A 17,527-nucleotide genomic window follows, 5' to 3' on the forward strand; every position below is an offset into this window, starting at 1 on the left:
GCATGATCTTTTCCGAAAACCGGCTTCCACTTTTCGGGATCATGCTCAGTCCCCATCCAGCGAGGAGAAGCCTGCGGTCAGTCCGAATTCGGCGGTCAACCTGGTGCCAATCAAGGCCGAGAGGCTGGAGGTGATCAGCGCGAAATGATCGAGCTTGTCACGCAGCGCCGGATCGGCAAGCGCCTTGTCGATTGGACCGCTGACCGCCTTGGCGGTGGCGACACCGTTGACCAGCTGGATGTGGATCGATTCGGCCATCCAGCGCGCATCGGTCTGCAGGGCATCGCCCAGCTTCGAGGCCTGGAACAGCGTATCGATGCCGGAGAGATTGCCGGCCAGTGACGCGGTGGTGTTTTGCGAGCGCCAGTAGATTGCCTGTTTCGGCTTGTCCGCATCCGGCTTGCCGCCGAAAAACCCTTTCAGGCGCACGTCGCGCACCATTTCGAGCTCATTGATGAAGACGCCGACCAGTTCCGTCACCGCTTCGTTGCCGTCGCGGTAAAGTGGGTTCTGCGGCCCCGGATTGGCCCAAAGCGCTGCAAAGCCGTCCGGCTTGTTCCAGGCGGCGCTGACCTCACCGGCCATGGCTTCGATGTTGCCGGCAACCGCCGCGCCATATGCGCAGCGGTAGGGATCATCCTTGCCGGCAAGTGCATCGGCGCCGTCGCCGTAAAGAACGAATTCGAGCGCGCCCAGCCCCTGCATGGCAACGCTCTTGCCGGCCAGTTGTGCCGGATCGGTCGCGGTCGGATCCTTGTCGGACAGCGCCGCCTGTACCTGTTTCAGGCCGATGCTCTTGCGATCCGGCCAGAACAGCATGCGCTCCAGCCGGTTGTTCTCCTTGATCGGTCCGAAGCCGATGATTTCGGCTGACGACCAGGCATAGACGGTGGCGGAGAATTCGGCGCGTGCGGCATCGAGTTCTCCTTGCGAGGGCGTGACGCACAGCTCGCGCATGGATCCGGTCAAGGCTTCCGCATGCTCGTGCAGGCCGGCATAGGCCGGGCGGACGAAGCCATCGATCGCGCGCTGGATGATATCGGAGGCTTTGACCGCCGCCGACGCAGGGACAACGCCCAGCAGGGCCAGCGGAAGAACGAGAAACAATGCAGAACGCTTGAACATCACAGTGACTCCAGGAATTTGAGCAGCGCGTCACGCTCAGTCGCACTGGCGGCGGCAAAGCGGTCGCGCGCTTTCTGCGCCTCGCCGCCATGCCACAGAATCGCCTCGGTCAGGCTGCGCGCGCGCCCGTCATGCAGGAAGAAGGAATTGCCGTTGACCGTCCCGGTCAGGCCGATGCCCCACAGTGGCGGCGTGCGCCATTCATTGCCCGTTGCATCTCCCACGGCTTGGCCATCGGCCAGATCAGGCCCCATGTCGTGCAGCAGGAAGTCGGAATAAGGCCAGATCAACTGGAAGGCCTGCGCCTTGTTGGGCGTATCGCGGCGCGTGACGAATTTCGGCGTGTGGCAGGCAATGCAGCCGATCTCGTAGAATGTTTTTTTGCCCGCGAGCACGTCGGGCCGGTCGAGGTCGCGGCGCGACGGCACGGCCAGGTTCTGCGAATAGAAGGTGACGAGATCCATCACCGGCGGCGGCGCTTCGACCGGGCCAAGACGCTGCTGCACGCCGTTCGGCATGTCGAGGCATTTTGCCTCCGCAGCAGTGCAATCGCCCCAATGCTTCGGCTCTTCGGGCGTCGAGATGCCGATGTCGCCGGCAAAAGCGTCCGCCGCCTGCTGGCGGATCGACGCGGTCTGTGCCTTCCAGCCGAAACGGCCAAGCGTCAGTTTTCCGTTCAGGCTATCGCGCACGATGTTCGGCCTGCCGGAAATGCCGTCGCGGTCCCTGTCGTCCGGATCGGCGTGGGCGAGAATATCAGCCGGCGCGATCTGTTCGATCAGGCCCAAGCCGATCATCGGCGGGGTCAGGCGCGGCGACAGCGTGGTGCGTGGGTCAAGCGGCCCGTAGCCAAGGCCGTCAACCGAATAGCTCGGCTTGCGCAAGGAGATCACAGTGCGGTCCGTCAGCTCTACCTTACGTTCTTGGTAGTCGATATGCATCCTGCCTTCACCGGGCAGGCCGGGTACGGCGAGCTCCTGCAATTGCCTGCCGTAGACCGGGTCGGGGAAGTTGAGCACCTCGTGGTCGGCAAGCGCCGCCTTCTCTTCCGCGCTGCTGGCGTCACGGGCCAGCCGCAGGAACATCGACGTGGTGCCGACGTCGCCTTGCGGCGGGCGGCCGCGGCCATCCTTCAGATGGCAGTTCTGGCAGGCACGTTCGTTGAACAGCGGGCCGAGCCCGTCCGACGCCTGCGTCGAGGATGGCGACGAGACCCAGTTCTTGCGGAAAAGGGCATTGCCGAGCTTGAAGTCGCCCTCTTCCTCGAAGGTGATGTTGGCCGAGGATTGCGAGAAGGAATCGCGGCTGACGTCCTTCCGGGACGTGCCGGCGCCACCTTGCATCAGTTCGAACTGCTCTGGCCTGGAAAAATCCGCGGTCGGCCTCGTGACGGCGATGACGCGCGCCTGGTCCTTCGCATTGAGGTCGGTGCGCGTGGTGGCGAGCCCGGCAGGCTGAAGATCACCGGCCATCGCCGAGGAGGCAAGCGCCAACACGAGCACGACATAGCGCCGACGCGCCAATCCGGCCGGCGTCTTGCGAAGGAGCGGCGAGCCATTGGCCCGCCGCGAGCGGCGCATGAATTCTAGCAGGCGCCGCATTCCCGCATGCCCTTACTCCGCCTCGTCCGCCGATGCGGCGTTGAGCTGGCCGTATTTTTCCTCGCCGATCGAGGCAAGCAGGTCGAGCTGCGTCTCGAGAAAGTCGATGTGACCCTCCTCGTCGGCGAGCAATTCCTCGAACAGCTTCATCGTCACGTAGTCGCCGGCGTCGTTGCAGATTTCGCGCGAGCGCTTGTAGGCGGTACGTGCGTCATATTCGCCGGCAAGATCGGATTCGAGCACTTCCTTGACGTTCTGCCCGATGCGCAACGGCGCCACGGACTGCAGGTTCGGATGGCCTTCGAGGAAGATGATACGGGCGACGAGCTTGTCGGCATGGTGCATCTCCTCGATCGATTCCGCCCGCTCCTTCTTTGCCAGCTTGGCGTATCCCCAGTCCTCAAGCAGACGGAAATGCACCCAGTACTGATTGACGGCCCCAAGCTCCAGAAAAAGAGCCTCGTTAAGCCGCTCGATGATCTGCGGATCGCCTTTCATGAATTCTGCTCCCGTATTGGACGCGCAGGCCTCTGACGCGATCCAGGTGTGAAACGACATCCACGCCGCTCGCCTCCGAGCGGGCGTGGTAATTTTCGGTGACCCGAATGATCGTTTCCACCACATTTGGGAAGCAGCCGCAACAGCGACCGCGCTTTTGCATGGCATGATAGATCTTCGCCGGCACGATCAGCTGCCAGGGATCCTGGTCCAGCAGCCCGACGATCGTCTGCTCGATCTCCTTCTCGGTGATGATATTGCAATGACAAATCAGCATTGGCTTGCTCGGCTGGCTGACGGCGTCTCCCGCGCCGTGTGGCTTGATTTTCTAGCGGAGGCCGTTCCAGAGCCGGTCCGGCTCCGGATCAGTCTCCTGTCTTTCGGCCCTTACTTGAACACCTTGTCCGGCGCGTCGAGGCTGTCGGACCCTTCGAAGGCGATGGTGCTGAGCTTCAGGGAGCCGACGGCGCGCTCAATCGACTTGGTCTGATCGATCAGCGCATCGATCGCCGCCTGCACGGTGGCGTTGCCCTCAACGTTGCCCTCGGCGATCTGCTGGTCATAGGCCTCGCCGGCCAGTGCACGCGCCTTGATCGCCTCCATCTTGGCGACGGTGACATCGAGCTTGTCAGACAGTTCCTTGTCGATCGCCGGATCGGCCGCCTTCACCATATCGGCCACCGAGGGACCCGAAACGACGGTGCCGTCGAGACGCGTGTAGCTCGCATGATAGGCCGCGCGAATGCCGATGGCGTCGTAGAGATGCGAATTGTAGGTGTTGTCGGAGAAGCAATCGTGCTCCTCTTCCGGATCATGCAGCAGCAGGCCGAGCTTCATGCGCTCGCCGGCCAGTTCGCCGTAGGACAGCGAGCCCATGCCGGTGAAGATGGTCGAGATCGCCGTGTTCGGCTCGCCATCGACGAGAGCCTTGCGGGCGGCGCCGTCTTCCTTCCAGTTGCCGACCATCTCCTGAATATCCGAAACCAGAAGGTCGCTGGCCGATTTCAGATACTCGGCGCGGCGATCGCAATTGCCGCCGGTGCAGTTCTTGAGGTCGTAGTCGGTATAGGGGCGCTCGCCGGCACCCGGGCCGGTGCCATGCAGGTCCTGGCCCCAGAGCAGGAATTCGATGGCGTGGTAGCCGGTGGCGACATTGGCCTCGATGCCGCCGGCTCCCTGCAGCGTGCCGGAGAGGAACTCCGGCGAAAGCTTCGATGCATCGACCTTCTTGCCGTTGATCTCGATCTCCTTGTTGGCGATCACATTGGCCGTGTAGAGCGCGTTCGCGTCCGATTCGGTGCCGTAGCTCTTGGCAACGTAGTCGATCAAGCCTTCATCCAGCGGCCAGGAGTTCACCTTGCCTTCCCAGTCGTCGACGATCTTGTTGCCGAAGCGGTAGACCTCGGTCTGCTGGTAGGGAACGCGCGATGCCTTCCAGGCGTCACGGGCAGCGTTGAGGGGTTCCACCGATGGCGCGGCGAGCAGCGCGTCGACCGCCTTGTCGAGCGCCTGCGCGGTGGTCAACGAATCCTCGTATTTGGCGAGTGCGATGTCGGAATAGGTCTTGATGACCGCCTTTGCATCGGTTTCCGCCTTTGCCGGCAACACGAATACCGCCGCCGTCAGCAGGGCAGTGGCGCCGATCGCCGCAAGCCTGCTGCCATATCGTGCTGTCATAATCACTCTCCAGTTTCTCGGAAATTCTGTAAACGGCGCGCGCAGCAACCGGCGCCAGGCCATCTGTGGGCCATTGGGCGCAAGAGATGCCGCGCCATCGCGCGGTTCGCGGAAGAAAGACACCAAAATGCCTCCAATCGAAAGGGTTCAAGGCCCAGACATTAAAGGGATGCGCTGACGCGCGAGCCTCCATAAAGCTGCGACATCGTCGGATGTCAATGACAATCCGCAAGAAAAGTCAATTGAAACAACAGTTTAGAATTATTCTAAACTACGACTCTCAACTTTATGCATTTTCCTGCACCGGTCTTGCCGCTGAACTGTGCGATTGACAGCCGCCATCCCGGATGCGACCCGCAAAAGCTCGCTTGCAGCGGTGCCAGACAATTGCCATCTGGCGAAACATCCTAGGGTAGAATCAGGATTGGATGCGATGAAGAACGGTGTGGTCATTGTCGGCGCGGGTCATGCGGGCGTGCAAGCGGCCGCCAGTCTGCGCGAAGACGGCTATGACGGGCCGGTGATCCTCGTTGGGGATGAGGACGAACTTCCCTATCACAAGCCGCCGCTGTCGAAGACTTTCATCAAGGATGCCGAGGCCAAGCCGCAACCCTTGCGCGGCGAGGCCTTTTACACCGGCAGCGCCATCGATTACCGGCCCGGCGTCAGGATCGATCGGATCGATGCCGGACGCCGCAGTTTGGATATTGCCGGCGGTGGTGCGCTGGCCTTTGACCACCTGATCCTGGCGACAGGCTCGCGCCCGCGCACGCTGCCGCTGCCCGGTGCCGACCTGTCCGGTGTGCTGTCGCTGCGCTCGCTGGCCGATGCGCGGCTGATCCGCGACCTCAGCACGCAAAGCGACGAAGTCGTCATCCTCGGCGGCGGTTTCATCGGGTTGGAGATCGCAGCCACGTTGAGGGCCGCCGGTCGCACGGTGACAGTGGTCGAGGCGGTGGACCGGCTGCTCGGCCGCGCCGTGGCGCCGATCGTGGCGAGCCACGTCCGGCAACGGCTGGAGGCGACAGGCGTGCGCATCCTCACCGGCACCTCCATCGCCAGGCTCGATGGCGAAAACGGTCATGTCACGGCCGCCATCACCTCATCAGGCGAAAGGCTGCCGGCGCGCATGCTCATCGTCGGCGTTGGTGCCGTGCCGAATTTAGAACTGGCGCAGGCGGCCGGCCTCAGCATCGCCAACGGCATTCGCGTCGATCATCAGATGCGCACGTCGATGCCGGAGATTCTCGCCATTGGCGATGCTGCCTCCTACCGGCACTGGTTCACCGGCGGCGACGTGCGGCTGGAATCGGTGCAGAATGCCACCGACCAGGCGCGGCTTGCCGCGCGCACGATATCGGGCCATGCCGACGCCTATTCGGCGGTGCCATGGTTCTGGTCCGACATCGGCGACATCAAATTGCAGATGGTCGGCCTGACCGCCGGCGGCGACAGCCATGTCGTGCTGGGCGACCTGCCCGACAACAAGTTCTCGATCTACCACTATGCCGGCGACCGGCTGCTCGGTATCGAATCGGTCAACCGTCCCGGCGACCACATGCTTGGCCGCAAGATGCTCGGCGCCGGCTTCTCGCCGACGCCGCAGCTGGTTGCTGAGGGACCTGACGGTCTGAAGGCGGCGCTGGCCGCATTCCAGCAGGATGAGCCTGCAAGGGCTGCGGGCTAGCCCCCCGCTTACCCTCCCCCTTGTGGGGAGGGTCGCTGCGAAGCAGCGGGGTGGGGGTGGGCGCCAAGCCCCCACCCGGACCTTCGGCCCGACCTCCCCACAAGGGGGAGGTAGAAGTTCAGGCGGCGCAGACTTCGCGGATCGAGCTTTCCAGGATGTCGAGTGCTTCGTTCATGACCTCGTCCTGGATGGTGATCGGCGCCAGGAAGCGGATGACGTTGCCGTAGACACCGCAGGTCAGCAGGATCAGGCCCTTGTCGAGCGCCTTCAACCGGATCGCATTGGCGATCTCGGCCGACGGCAGGCCCTTCTTGACGTCGTTGAACTCGACCGCATTCATGAAGCCGAGGCCTCTGATGTCGACGATCTCGGGCACGTCGTCACGGATCGACTGCAGCCGCTGCTTCAGCCTTGCGCCCAGCGTGTTGGCGCGGTCGCACAGGTTTTCGTCCTCGATCACGTCGAGCACGGCGTGCGCGGCGGCAACACCGATCGGGCTGCCGCCATAGGTGCCGCCGAGCCCGCCGGGGCCGGGCGCATCCATGATTTCGGCGCGGCCGGTGACCGCGGCCAAGGGAAAACCGCCGGCCAGGCTCTTGGCCATGGTGGTGATGTCGGCGGCCACCTCATGGTGATCCATCGCAAACATCTTGCCGGTGCGGGCAAAGCCGGTCTGCACTTCGTCGGCGATCAGCAGCATGCCGTGCTGGTCGCAAAGCTTGCGCAGCGCAACCAGGAAATCACGCGGCGCGTCGTAGAAACCGCCTTCGCCCTGAACCGGCTCGATGATGATGGCTGCGACGCGGGCCGGATCGACATCGGCCTTGAACAGCCGGTCGAGCGCGGCCAGCGAGTCGGCGACCGAGACACCGTGCAGCGGCACCGGGAACGGCGCATGATAGACGTCGCCCGGCATGGCGCCGAAGCCGACCTTGTAGGGCACGACCTTGCCGGTAAGCGCCATGCCCATGAAGGTGCGGCCATGGAAGCCGCCGGCGAAGGCGATGACCGCCTGACGGCCGGTGGCATTGCGGGCGATCTTGATGGCGTTCTCTACCGCCTCGGCCCCGGTGGTGACGAAGATCGTCTTCTTCTCGAACTTGCCAGGCAGCATGCCGTTCAGCCGTTCGGCCAGGCGCACATAGCTCTCATAGGGCACCACCTGGTGGCAGGTGTGGGTGAAGCGGTCGAGCTGTGCCTTGACCGCCTCGATCACCCTGGGATGGCGATGCCCGGTGTTGACCACGGCGATGCCCGACGAGAAATCGATATAGCGACGTCCCTCGACATCCCAGATTTCCGAATTTTCAGCCCGGTCGGCATAGATCTGCGTGGTCATGCCGACGCCGCGGGAAATCGATTGGTTCTTGCGTTCGGAAATGGCTGAATTCTTCATCGTATCCTCACCGGGCCGGCGCCCGTCCTGTTTGATGCCGTTGAGACGTCTTCTGACCTTATTTCACGTTTTCCTCAAGTCGGCACCACCGGCAGGCGATTGGGCCTGCGACAGGTGGATCCCGGCGCTTAACCAGTTGCCCGATACACGTACGACACCGGTTTCCTTTTCCCGGGGATCGACTATCCTCCAGATATCCGCGAGGTCTCGCGATCCGCGCTAGCCGCCCACGGGGCTGGGGGAGTCCATGAGCAGGAACGCGACATCGTCCGTCTCGCGGCCGTCGGTCAAAACCCCCTGCCTGTTTTCTTGTCCGATCGCCTCGGTGCTTTTCGCTTGCACGGCGGCTCTTCTGCTAACCGGCTGCCAGAAGCAGGAGGCGGCGGACAAGAAATTGCCGGTCATGGTGCGCACCGAAACGGTGGCGATGGCCGACTATGCGCCAAGGACCTCACTGACCGGGGTGATCGCGGCGCGTACGCTGAACAATCTGTCGTTCCGGGTCGGCGGTCGCGTCGCCGAACGGTTTGTCGATGTCGGCCAGCATGTCGATCAAGGCACGGTGCTCGCCCGGATCGATCCGCAGGAGCAGGAATCCGATTTGCGCTCGGCGCAGGCCGATCTCGACGCGGCGCAGGCGCAATTGACCCAGTCCGCCGCCGCCTTCGAACGGCAGAAGACGCTGCTCGCCCAGGGTTTTACCACCAGGCGCGATTATGACGCCGCGGACCAGGCCCTGAAGGTGGCACAAGGCAGCGTCGAAGCCGCGCAGAGCGCTTTCTCCAACGCCCAGCAAAACCTGTCCTTCACCGAGCTCAAGGCCGGTGCCGCCGGCGTGATCACCGCCCGCCAAGTCGAAACCGGCCAAGTGGTGCAAGCCGCGCAAACCGTCTTCACCGTCGCCGAGGACGGTGACCGCGACGCCGTGTTCAACGTGCAGGAGACGCTGATCGCCAAGGCACCGGCATCGCCTGCGGTGACGATCACGCTGTTGTCCGATCCGCAGGTCAGGGCGACGGGCAAGGTCCGCGAAATCTCGCCTGCGGTCGACCCGGCTTCGGGCTCGATCCGGGTCAAAATCGCCATTCCCGACACGCCCGCCGGCATGCCGCTTGGGGCAGCCGTCATCGGCACGGTAAGCGCCAAGCCGGCGAAGGCGATCCTGCTGCCTTGGCAGGCGCTGACGTCCAGCGGCGGCAAGCCGGCGGTCTGGATCGTCGATCCCTCGACCAAGGCAGTGACGATGGCGCCAGTCGAAGTGCTGGCGTTCAATTCGGGCACGGTCGTGATCGCCAAGGGGCTGGACGCGGGCCAGAGCGTCGTCACCGCTGGAGGACAGCTGCTCAGCCCTGGACAGACGATCGAGATATCGGGAGCGGGCCAATGAGCCGGACGCCACGCATCCTGCTCGGCGTGCTCATGCTCGGCGCGCTGGCATCCTGCTCCAAGTCGGAGGAAAAGCCGCCCGAGATCGTCCGACCGGTGCTGTCGATGGTGATCGAGCCGCGCACCACGCAAATCTTCGGTTTTGCCGGATCCGTCGAACCGCAGGTCAGCGCCGACCTGGCCTTCCGCCTGCTTGGCCGGGTCGTCTCGCGCGACGTCCAGGTCGGCGACATCGTCAGCAAGGGCACGACGATAGCGGCACTGGATCCGACCGCACTGGAGTTGGGCCTCCAGGCGGCCAAGGCGGAACTGTCCAATGCCGAGGCGCAGCTCGCCAACGCCGCCGCCAGCGAGGAACGGCAGCGCCAGTTGCTCGCCTCGGCCAACGCCACGCAAGCTGTCTTCGATGCCGCGCAGCAGGCGCGCAAAGCCGCGGAGGCAGGTGTCGAGCGGGCCAAGGCTTCGCTTGCCAAATCGCAGGAACAGCTCGGCTATGCCAGGCTGTTCTCTGATTTCGACGGTGTCGTCACCGCGGTCGGCGCCGAAGTTGGCCAGACGGTCTCGCCCGGCCAGACCGTCGTCACCGTGGCGCGTTCGGACCTGCGCGAGGCGGTGGTCGACATTCCCGATCAATTGACCGGTGATCTTGAGGCCGGCACGCCCTTCCAGGTGATCCTGCAGTCGCTGCCTACGATCCAGACCGGGGCCAAGCTGCGCGAGATCGCACCGCAATCCGAGGGCTCGACCCGCACGCGGCGCGTCAAGCTGACGCTCACGGATCCGCCACAGGCCTTCCGGCTCGGCTCGACGGTGACGGCGACCCGCGTGACCAAGGTGGCACCGACGATCGAATTGCCCATGTCGGCGCTGTTCGAAAAGAACGGTTCCGCGAAAGTATGGATCGTCGACCCGCAGACATCCAGCGTGAACGCACACGACATAAAGGTCGCGTCGAAGAATGGCGGCACCTTCACGGTGGCCGAGGGGCTGGAGGCCGGCATGCGTGTTGTCACGGCGGGCGTCCACAGCCTGAGCGAAGGCCAGAAGGTGACAGTGCCCGAGGGAGGGGCCTCATGAAAGGCTTCAATCTCTCCGACTGGGCGCTCAACCACCGCTCCATGGTCTGGTATTTCATGCTTGTCTTCGTCGTGGCTGGCGTGTTCTCCTACCTCAATCTCGGCCGTGAAGAAGACCCCAATTTCACCATCAAGACGATGATCATCCAGGCCAACTGGCCGGGCGCCTCGGTCAGGGAAACCGTGCAGCAGGTGACCGACCGTATCGAGAAGAAACTCGAGGAACTCGACAGCCTCGACTACACCAAGTCCGTCACCACGGCCGGCCAGACCGTCATCTTCGTCAACCTGAAGGACACCACCAAAGCACGCGATGTCGTGCCGAACTGGATTCAGGTGCGCAACATGGTCAACGACATCGCGGCGCAGTTTCCGCAGGGGGTGCAGGGACCCTTCTTCAACGACAGCTTCGGCGACGTCTATGGCAACATCTACGCCTTCACATCGGACGGGCTGACGCCGCGCCAGTTGCGCGACTATGTCGAGGACGCCAGAACAAAAATCCTGACCGTGCCCAACGCCGGCAAGGTCGACCTCGTCGGCGCCCAGGACGAGGCGATCTATCTCGAATTCTCGACCCGCCAGATCGCCGCCCTCGGCCTCAACCAGCAAGCGATCGTGGCGAGCCTGCAGGCGCAGAACGCGATCACGCCGTCCGGCGTCATCCAGTCCGGGCCGGAGCGCATCAGCGTGCGGGTCGGCGGGCAGTTCACCTCCGAGGACAGCCTGCGCGCCATCAATCTGCGGGTCGATGACCGTTTCTTCCGCCTCAGCGACGTGGCGACGATCACGCGCGGCTATGTCGATCCGCCTACGGCGCTATTCCGCTTCAACGGCCAGGACGCCATCGGGCTCGCCATCGGCATGAAACCCAACGCCAACCTGCTCGAGTTCGGCGAGGCGCTGCACAAGGAGATGGACAAGGTGCTGGCCGACCTGCCGGTCGGTGTCGGCGTGCATCTGGTGGCCGACCAGCCGGTCATCGTCGAGGAGGCCGTCTCGGGCTTTACGCGCGCGCTGTTCGAGGCGGTCGCCATCGTGCTCGCCGTGTCGTTCATCAGCCTCGGCATGCGCGCCGGCTTCGTCGTGGCGCTGTCGATCCCGCTGGTGCTGGCCATCACCTTCACGGTCATGGCCTATCTCGGCATTTCGCTGCAGCGTATTTCCCTGGGGGCGCTGATCATCTCGCTCGGGCTTCTGGTCGACGACGCGATGATCGCGGTCGAGATGATGGTGGCGCGGCTGGAGGTCGGCGACAATCTGCGCAAGGCGGCGACCTATGTCTACACATCGACCGCCTTTCCGATGCTGACCGGTACGCTGGTGACGGTCGCCGGCTTCATCCCGATCGGCCTCAACAACAGCGCCGCCGGCGAATATACCTTCACCCTGTTCGTGGTCATCGCCGTTTCGCTGCTGGTGTCATGGGTCGTGGCGGTGCTGTTTGCGCCACTGCTCGGCGTCACCATCCTGCCGGCGACGATGAAAACCAAGCATCACGACCAGCCTGGCCGCTTCACCTCGCTTTTCCGGCGCGTGCTTGTCGGCTCGGTGCGCCATCACTGGCTGACCATCATCGTCACAGTGCTTTTGTTTGCCGGCTCGATCGCCGGCTTCGGGCTGGTGCAGCAGCAGTTCTTTCCGCCATCGGACCGGCCGGAGCTGATCGTCGACTGGAACCTGCCGCAGAATGCCTCGATCGCCGATACGCGCGACCAGATGGAGCGGTTCGAGCAGCGGGCGCTGGTCGGCAATCCCGACATCGACCATTTTTCGTCCTATATCGGCCAGGGCGCGGTGCGTTTCGTGCTCGCCTATGACGTGCAGCCGGCCAACCCCTATTTCGGCCAGACCGTCATCGTCACCAAAAGCATCGCGGCCCGCAACCGGGTCAAGCCGGCGCTTGAAAAACTGCTGCGCGAGGAGTTCGTCGGCACCGACGCCTTCGTCAAGCCGCTCGAACTCGGACCGCCGGTCGGCCGCCCGGTGCAATATCGCGTCGGCGGTCCCGACATCCAGACGGTGCGCGAACTGGCGCAGCAATTCGCCGGTGTCATCTCCGCCAATCCAAAGCTAGCAGCGCCGACCTTCGACTGGAACGAGCCGCAGCGTGTGCTGAGGGTCGACGTGCTGCAGGACAAGGCACGCCAGCTCGGTATCACCTCCTCCGACATCGCCAGCGCGCTGAACAGTACGGTCGGCGGCGCCACCATCACGCAGGTGCGCGACGCCACCTATCTGATCAATGTCGTGGCGCGCTCGCGTGGGTCCGAACGCGGCTCGATCGAAACCTTGCAGAACATGCAGCTGCCGACCAGTACCGGCGAGGCGATCCCGCTCGCGGCCGTCGCCAACTTCCGCTACGATCTGGAGCAGCCAACGGTGTGGCGACGCGACCGCATCCCGACCATCACCGTGCGCGCCGGACTGGTCGGCGACGTGCTGCCGGCCACCGTCGTCAACGAGTTGAAGCCGTCGGTCGATGCCTTCACCGCCAAGCTGCCGCCGGGTTATTCGATCGCCACCGCCGGCTCGGTCGAGGAGAGTGCCAAAAGCCAGGGACCAATCGCCGCCGTCGTGCCGTTGATGCTGTTCGTCATGGCGACGATCCTGATGGTGCAGTTGCAGAGTTTCCAGCGCCTGTTCCTGGTGGTGGCCGTGGCGCCGCTCGGCCTGATCGGCGTGGTGGCGGCCCTGGTGCCGAGCGGAGCACCGCTCGGCTTCGTCGCCATCCTCGGCGTGCTGGCGCTGATCGGCATCCTGATCCGCAACTCGGTCATCCTGATCGTGCAGATCGAGGATCTCGTCCGGGACGGCAAGGACCGCTGGGCCGCTGTCATCGAAGCGACGGAACACAGGATGCGCCCGATCGCGCTGACGGCGGCCGCCGCCAGCCTGGCGCTGATCCCGATCGCACGTGAAGTGTTCTGGGGCCCGATGGCCTATGCCATGATGGGCGGCATCATTGCCGGCACGGCGATTACGTTGCTGTTCCTGCCGGCGCTTTATGTGACGTGGTTCAGGATCAAGGAGCCTGAAGCCCAGGAAGAGCCACCTGTGGAGAGCGGCGAACCGGTGCAAGCTCAGACTTAAGGCTTTGCCGGGTCATTCGTTGTCGTTAGAGGGTACGGGACGTGACTTTGCACGCCGCCATGGCGATGATTTCGAGGCGCGCCAAGCATGCCAACCTTTAGGCAAATCGGCCAACTCCAGGATAGTTTGATCCCACCTCACCACCTCTTGCAGGCCGACGAGCATTATGTCGCCGTCATCCACAGGTCCGGGTTCGCTGTTGTGGAATTGCCAAGTGCCACCTTCGTCGTTGTAGCTGTCGTCGTCGTCATCTTCATGCACAACGTATGCGATCCAGTCGCCACGTTTAAATATGCTCTTGTCCGAATACACTGCGAGATTGGGCGGATCCGCAAACTTCCATTCCTCCATAGGAATTCCCCGAGATGGTTGTTCGACGCAAAACGAGAAAACGAATTCAGGCGGTTCTCACAAACCCATCGCTGGCCCGCAACAGATTGCGCGTATAATCCTTGGTTACGCGGCGTTCGACAAGGTCTGCCGCCGCCAGATTCTCCACCGCCTCGCCGCTTTGCATCACCATCAGCCGCTCGCACATATGGGTGATGATGGCGAGGTCGTGGCTGACCATCAGGAAGGTCAGCTTGCGCCGCCTGCGTACCTCTTCCAACAGGTTGAGCACTTCCGCCTGCACCGAGGCATCGAGCGCCGAGGTCGGCTCGTCGAGCAGCAAGATCGACGGTTCGAGAATCAGCGCACGGGCGATCGCCACGCGCTGGCGCTGGCCGCCGGAGAGCTGGTGCGAATAGCGGAACCGAAAACCGTTGCCGAGGCCGACCTCGTCGAGCGCCCGCTGGATGCGCTTTTCGCCGTCGGCAAAGCCATGGATGGCAAGCGGTTCCTGCAGCAGCCGGTCGACGGTCTGGCGCGGGTGCAGCGAGCCGTACGGATCCTGGAAGACCATCTGGACTTCGCGGTAGAAGGCCTTGTCGCGGCGTGTCCCAAGCGTCTTGCCGTTGACGACGATGCTGCCCGATGCGACCGGCGCAAGGCCGGCGATGGCCCGCAGCAGCGTCGATTTGCCGGAGCCGGATTCACCGACCAGGCCGAAGGATTCGCCCGGCTGCACGTCGAGGCTGACACCCTTCAGCGCGCGAAAACGGTCGAAGATCACTTCCAGCCTGTCGACGGCAATCGCGGAAGTCATGCCGCCCACTCCGGCTTGCGGTCGAGCACCGGCAGCGGGTGGCGGTCGGCGCCGATCTTGGGCATGCAATTGAGCAAGCCGCGCGTGTAGGGATGCTGGGCATGGCCGAGTTCGGACGCCTTGAGCTGCTCGACCACCTTGCCGGCATACATGACGATGACGCGGTCGCAGAAGGATGAGACCAGGCGCAGATCGTGCGAGATGAAGATCAGCCCCATGCCGCGTTCGCTGACCAGCTTGTCGAGGATGCCTAGCACATCGAGCTGCACGGTTACGTCGAGCGCCGAAGTCGGTTCGTCGGCGATCATCATTTCCGGTCCTGCGATCAGCATCATGGCGATCATGGCGCGCTGGCCCATGCCGCCCGAAACTTCATGCGGATGCAGGTTGAAGACGCGAGAGGGATCACGGATCTGCACCGCCTCCAGCATGGCCAATGCGCGGTCGCGCGCCTCGGCCTTGCCGACCTTTTCATGGGTGCGCAGCGTCTCGACGATCTGGCGGCCGATGCTCATGACAGGGTCGAGCGAATATTTCGGGTCCTGCAGGATCATGGCGATGCGCTTGCCGCGCAGCTTCCGGCGTTCGCGTGGCGAGACGCTGAGCAGGTCGATGCCGTCGAAGGCGAGCTTGTTGGCCGATATCCGCGCCTGCGGCGGCGTCAGCCCCATAATGGCGCGGCCGGTCTGCGATTTGCCGGAGCCGGATTCGCCGACGATGCCGAGCCGTTCGCGACCGAGCGAAAAGGAGACGCCGCGCACCGCCTCGATCAGCCCGGTGCGGGTCGGGAAAGTGACGCGCAGGTCGTCGACGTCGAGAAGCGTCTTCGTTTCCCTGCTCATTGGTCACCACTGCGAGGGTCGAGCGCGTCGCGCAGGCCGTCGCCGAGCAGATTGAAGCCGAGGCTGACAATGAGGATGGCGAAGCCCGGCGCACCAGCCACCCACCATTGGTCGAGCACGAAGCGGCGACCGGACGCGATCATCGTGCCCCATTCGGGCAGCGGCGGCTGCGCGCCGAGGCCGAGGAAACCGAGCCCGGCGGCGGTCAGGATGATGCCGGCCATGTCGAGCGTCACCCTGACGATCAGGGACGAAATGCAAAGCGGCATGATATGGCGCAGCACGATGCGGAAGGGCGAGGCGCCCATCAGCTGCACCGCCTTGATGTAATCGGAATTGCGCACCGTCAGCGTCTCGGCGCGCGCGATACGGGCGTAGGGCGGCCATGAGGTGATGGCGATGGCCAGCACCGCATTCTCAATGCCGGGGCCCAGTGCTGCGACAAAGGCCAGCGCCAGGATCAGCTTGGGAAAGGCGAGGAAGATGTCGGTGATGCGCATCAGGATGGCATCGGTCCAGCCGCCGGCATAGCCGGCCACCGTGCCGACCAAGAGGCCGATCGGTGCCGCGATGATGGCCACCAGGATGACCACATAGAGCGTCCAGCGCGAGCCGTAGAGGATGCGCGACAGGATATCGCGGCCGAGATCGTCGGTGCCGAACCAATGCTCGGCGCTCGGCGCCAGCAGGCGCGCGTTCTTCAGGTCGCCGAACGTCGGAGAATAGGGCGCCAGCACGCCGGCAAGGGCGGCGACGGCCAGCAAGGCAATGATGATGAGCAGGCCGAGAAAGGCCAGCCGGTTGGCGGAAAAGCGCCGCCACGCCACATAGGCGCGGCCGAGCCTTGCCTGCATGCGCGAGGCCGGCCGCTCGCTGAGCAGCCAGTCGCGACGACTCTGGATGGTGTCGGCGCTCATTGAACCTTCGTCCTCGGATCGAGCACCCGATACAGCAGGTCGGAGAGCAGATTGATGGCGATGAACACCGAGCCAATGACGATGGTGCCGCCGAGCACCGCATTCATGTCGGCGTTCTGCAGCGAATTGGTGATGTAAAGGCCGATGCCCGGCCACGAGAACACGGTTTCGGTGAGCACCGAGCCTTCGAGCAGCCCGGCATAGGAGAGCGCGATCACCGTCACCATCGGCACCGCCGCATTGCGCAGCGCGTGGCCCCAGATGATGCGGGTTTCCGACAGGCCCTTGGCGCGCGCCGCGACGATGTATTCCTGGGACAGTTCGTTGAGCATGAACGAGCGCGTCATGCGGCTGATATAGGCGAGCGAGAAGTAGCCGAGCAGCGATGCCGGCAGGATGATGTGGCGGAAGGCGTCGTAAAACACGTCCCACTGCCCCTGCATCGCGGAGTCGAGGAGATAGAAGCCGGTGATCGGCGTAAAAGTGTACTCGTAGACGACGTCGAGCCGCGCCGGGAAGGCAACCCATTGCAGCTTGGCATAGAACAGCACCAGCGCCAGCAGGCCGAGCCAGAAGATCGGCACGGAATAGCCGATCAGGCCGATGATGCGCACGATCTGGTCGATGAGACTGCCGCGCTTGACCGCCGCCAGCACGCCGAGCGGCACGCCGAACAGCGCCCCGATCAGCGTTCCCAGCGTCGCCAGTTCGGTGGTGGCCGGCAGCGCCCGGCGAATGTCGGTCATGACCGGATTGGTGGTCAGCACGGAGACGCCGAAATTACCGTTCAGGGCATTTTTCACATAGATGTAGAACTGCTCGATCAACGGCAGATCGAGGCCCATCTCGCGGCGCGTGCGCTCGACGACATTGGCCGGCGCCCGGTCGCCGAGCACCGCCAGCACCGGGTCGATCGGAATGACGCGGCCGATGAAGAAGGTGACCGCGAGCAGACCAAGATAGGTCGTGATCGCAATGACCAGGAAACGGCCAAAGGATGATGCAATAGCGACAGCGCGGGCGCTGCCGCGCCCCGCCGCCATTTCTTTTTCAACCGCGCTCATGCGGCGTGTCCGCGAGCA

At 63.9% G+C, this 17,527-nt stretch carries 15 protein-coding genes; 4 read left to right on the plus strand and 11 right to left on the minus strand.

All coding sequences use genetic code 11. From position 1 onward, the window contains the following. Positions 1 to 45 precede the first annotated feature (45 nt). From NP503_RS25955 to NP503_RS25975, 5 genes are all read right to left on the minus strand, one after another. Entirely contained in the window at positions 46 to 1,125 is a 1,080-nt protein-coding gene (locus NP503_RS25955) for an imelysin family protein (protein ID WP_127266953.1), read from the minus strand. Next, positions 1,125 to 2,726 carry a di-heme oxidoredictase family protein gene (locus NP503_RS25960; RefSeq protein ID WP_127266954.1) on the minus strand — a complete coding sequence of 534 codons (1,602 nt, stop codon included), beginning with the start codon at positions 2,724 to 2,726 and terminating at the stop codon, positions 1,125 to 1,127. The genes NP503_RS25955 and NP503_RS25960 overlap by 1 nt, the downstream gene beginning before the upstream one ends. Positions 2,727 to 2,738: 12 nt before the next feature. Then, a complete protein-coding gene (gene bfr / locus NP503_RS25965) occupies positions 2,739 to 3,224 on the minus strand; it encodes a bacterioferritin (RefSeq protein WP_013527914.1) in 486 nt (161 codons plus the stop codon). Continuing rightward, entirely contained in the window at positions 3,190 to 3,501 is a 312-nt protein-coding gene (locus NP503_RS25970; protein ID WP_023811421.1) for a (2Fe-2S)-binding protein, read from the minus strand. Before NP503_RS25970 ends, bfr begins: the two co-directional genes overlap by 35 nt. Before the next feature lie 110 nt (positions 3,502 to 3,611). Further along, positions 3,612 to 4,901: an imelysin family protein gene (locus NP503_RS25975; protein WP_127270714.1), complete on the minus strand. Its 1,290-nt coding sequence runs from the start codon at positions 4,899 to 4,901 to the stop codon at positions 3,612 to 3,614. A 433-nt stretch (positions 4,902 to 5,334) separates the two neighbouring features. Here NP503_RS25975 and NP503_RS25980 point away from each other — a divergent pair, with 433 nt between their 5' ends. Further along, on the plus strand, positions 5,335 to 6,588 hold the full coding sequence (locus NP503_RS25980; protein WP_127270716.1) for an NAD(P)/FAD-dependent oxidoreductase: 1,254 nt from the start codon (positions 5,335 to 5,337) through the stop codon (positions 6,586 to 6,588). Positions 6,589 to 6,706: 118 nt separating this feature from the next. Here the strand turns inward: NP503_RS25980 and NP503_RS25985 are convergent, their stop codons facing one another. Continuing rightward, complete coding sequence (locus tag NP503_RS25985) at positions 6,707 to 7,984, minus strand: 4-aminobutyrate--2-oxoglutarate transaminase (RefSeq protein WP_023811424.1); 1,278 nt, start codon at positions 7,982 to 7,984, stop codon at positions 6,707 to 6,709. Positions 7,985 to 8,231: 247 nt separating this feature from the next. Between NP503_RS25985 and NP503_RS25990 the strand changes: the two genes are divergently transcribed. From NP503_RS25990 to NP503_RS26000, 3 genes are read left to right on the plus strand one after another with little or no spacing between them, the layout of a single operon-like run. Further along, complete coding sequence (locus NP503_RS25990; protein ID WP_127272390.1) at positions 8,232 to 9,371, plus strand: efflux RND transporter periplasmic adaptor subunit; 1,140 nt, start codon at positions 8,232 to 8,234, stop codon at positions 9,369 to 9,371. Further along, positions 9,368 to 10,447, plus strand: coding sequence for an efflux RND transporter periplasmic adaptor subunit (locus NP503_RS25995; protein WP_127270819.1), 1,080 nt, complete (start codon positions 9,368 to 9,370; stop codon positions 10,445 to 10,447). The genes NP503_RS25990 and NP503_RS25995 overlap by 4 nt, the downstream gene beginning before the upstream one ends. Beyond that, complete coding sequence (locus NP503_RS26000) at positions 10,444 to 13,539, plus strand: efflux RND transporter permease subunit (protein ID WP_127272389.1); 3,096 nt, start codon at positions 10,444 to 10,446, stop codon at positions 13,537 to 13,539. Before NP503_RS25995 ends, NP503_RS26000 begins: the two co-directional genes overlap by 4 nt. A 12-nt stretch (positions 13,540 to 13,551) precedes the next feature. On the opposite strand, the gene NP503_RS26005 is transcribed toward NP503_RS26000, so the two are convergent. From NP503_RS26005 to NP503_RS26025, 5 genes are read right to left on the minus strand one after another with little or no spacing between them, the layout of a single operon-like run. Continuing rightward, on the minus strand, positions 13,552 to 13,890 hold the full coding sequence (locus tag NP503_RS26005) for a hypothetical protein (RefSeq protein ID WP_127267901.1): 339 nt from the start codon (positions 13,888 to 13,890) through the stop codon (positions 13,552 to 13,554). Positions 13,891 to 13,936: 46 nt separating this feature from the next. After that, on the minus strand, positions 13,937 to 14,686 hold the full coding sequence (locus NP503_RS26010) for an ABC transporter ATP-binding protein (protein ID WP_127267902.1): 750 nt from the start codon (positions 14,684 to 14,686) through the stop codon (positions 13,937 to 13,939). Then, a complete protein-coding gene (locus NP503_RS26015) occupies positions 14,683 to 15,528 on the minus strand; it encodes an ABC transporter ATP-binding protein (protein WP_127267903.1) in 846 nt (281 codons plus the stop codon). The genes NP503_RS26010 and NP503_RS26015 overlap by 4 nt, the downstream gene beginning before the upstream one ends. After that, complete coding sequence (gene nikC / locus NP503_RS26020) at positions 15,525 to 16,445, minus strand: nickel transporter permease (protein ID WP_127267904.1); 921 nt, start codon at positions 16,443 to 16,445, stop codon at positions 15,525 to 15,527. Before nikC ends, NP503_RS26015 begins: the two co-directional genes overlap by 4 nt. Continuing rightward, positions 16,442 to 17,509 (minus strand): ABC transporter permease, encoded by a 1,068-nt coding sequence (locus NP503_RS26025; protein WP_127267905.1) that lies wholly within the window; start codon positions 17,507 to 17,509, stop codon positions 16,442 to 16,444. The genes nikC and NP503_RS26025 overlap by 4 nt, the downstream gene beginning before the upstream one ends. Positions 17,510 to 17,527: the final 18 nt, after the last annotated feature.

The organism is Mesorhizobium sp. SEMIA396 (assembly GCF_024518615.1).
Lineage (GTDB): Bacteria > Pseudomonadota > Alphaproteobacteria > Rhizobiales > Rhizobiaceae > Mesorhizobium.

Coding starts and splice junctions, on each gene's coding strand:
- NP503_RS25955 (WP_127266953.1), bottom strand. CDS start 1,125: ATGTTCAAGCGTTCTGCATTGTTTCTCGTTCTTCCGCTGGCCCTGCTG.
- NP503_RS25960 (WP_127266954.1), bottom strand. CDS start 2,726: ATGCGGCGCCTGCTAGAATTCATGCGCCGCTCGCGGCGGGCCAATGGC.
- bfr (WP_013527914.1), bottom strand. CDS start 3,224: ATGAAAGGCGATCCGCAGATCATCGAGCGGCTTAACGAGGCTCTTTTT.
- NP503_RS25970 (WP_023811421.1), bottom strand. CDS start 3,501: ATGCTGATTTGTCATTGCAATATCATCACCGAGAAGGAGATCGAGCAG.
- NP503_RS25975 (WP_127270714.1), bottom strand. CDS start 4,901: ATGACAGCACGATATGGCAGCAGGCTTGCGGCGATCGGCGCCACTGCC.
- NP503_RS25980 (WP_127270716.1), top strand. CDS start 5,335: ATGAAGAACGGTGTGGTCATTGTCGGCGCGGGTCATGCGGGCGTGCAA.
- NP503_RS25985 (WP_023811424.1), bottom strand. CDS start 7,984: ATGAAGAATTCAGCCATTTCCGAACGCAAGAACCAATCGATTTCCCGC.
- NP503_RS25990 (WP_127272390.1), top strand. CDS start 8,232: ATGAGCAGGAACGCGACATCGTCCGTCTCGCGGCCGTCGGTCAAAACC.
- NP503_RS25995 (WP_127270819.1), top strand. CDS start 9,368: ATGAGCCGGACGCCACGCATCCTGCTCGGCGTGCTCATGCTCGGCGCG.
- NP503_RS26000 (WP_127272389.1), top strand. CDS start 10,444: ATGAAAGGCTTCAATCTCTCCGACTGGGCGCTCAACCACCGCTCCATG.
- NP503_RS26005 (WP_127267901.1), bottom strand. CDS start 13,890: ATGGAGGAATGGAAGTTTGCGGATCCGCCCAATCTCGCAGTGTATTCG.
- NP503_RS26010 (WP_127267902.1), bottom strand. CDS start 14,686: ATGACTTCCGCGATTGCCGTCGACAGGCTGGAAGTGATCTTCGACCGT.
- NP503_RS26015 (WP_127267903.1), bottom strand. CDS start 15,528: ATGAGCAGGGAAACGAAGACGCTTCTCGACGTCGACGACCTGCGCGTC.
- nikC (WP_127267904.1), bottom strand. CDS start 16,445: ATGAGCGCCGACACCATCCAGAGTCGTCGCGACTGGCTGCTCAGCGAG.
- NP503_RS26025 (WP_127267905.1), bottom strand. CDS start 17,509: ATGAGCGCGGTTGAAAAAGAAATGGCGGCGGGGCGCGGCAGCGCCCGC.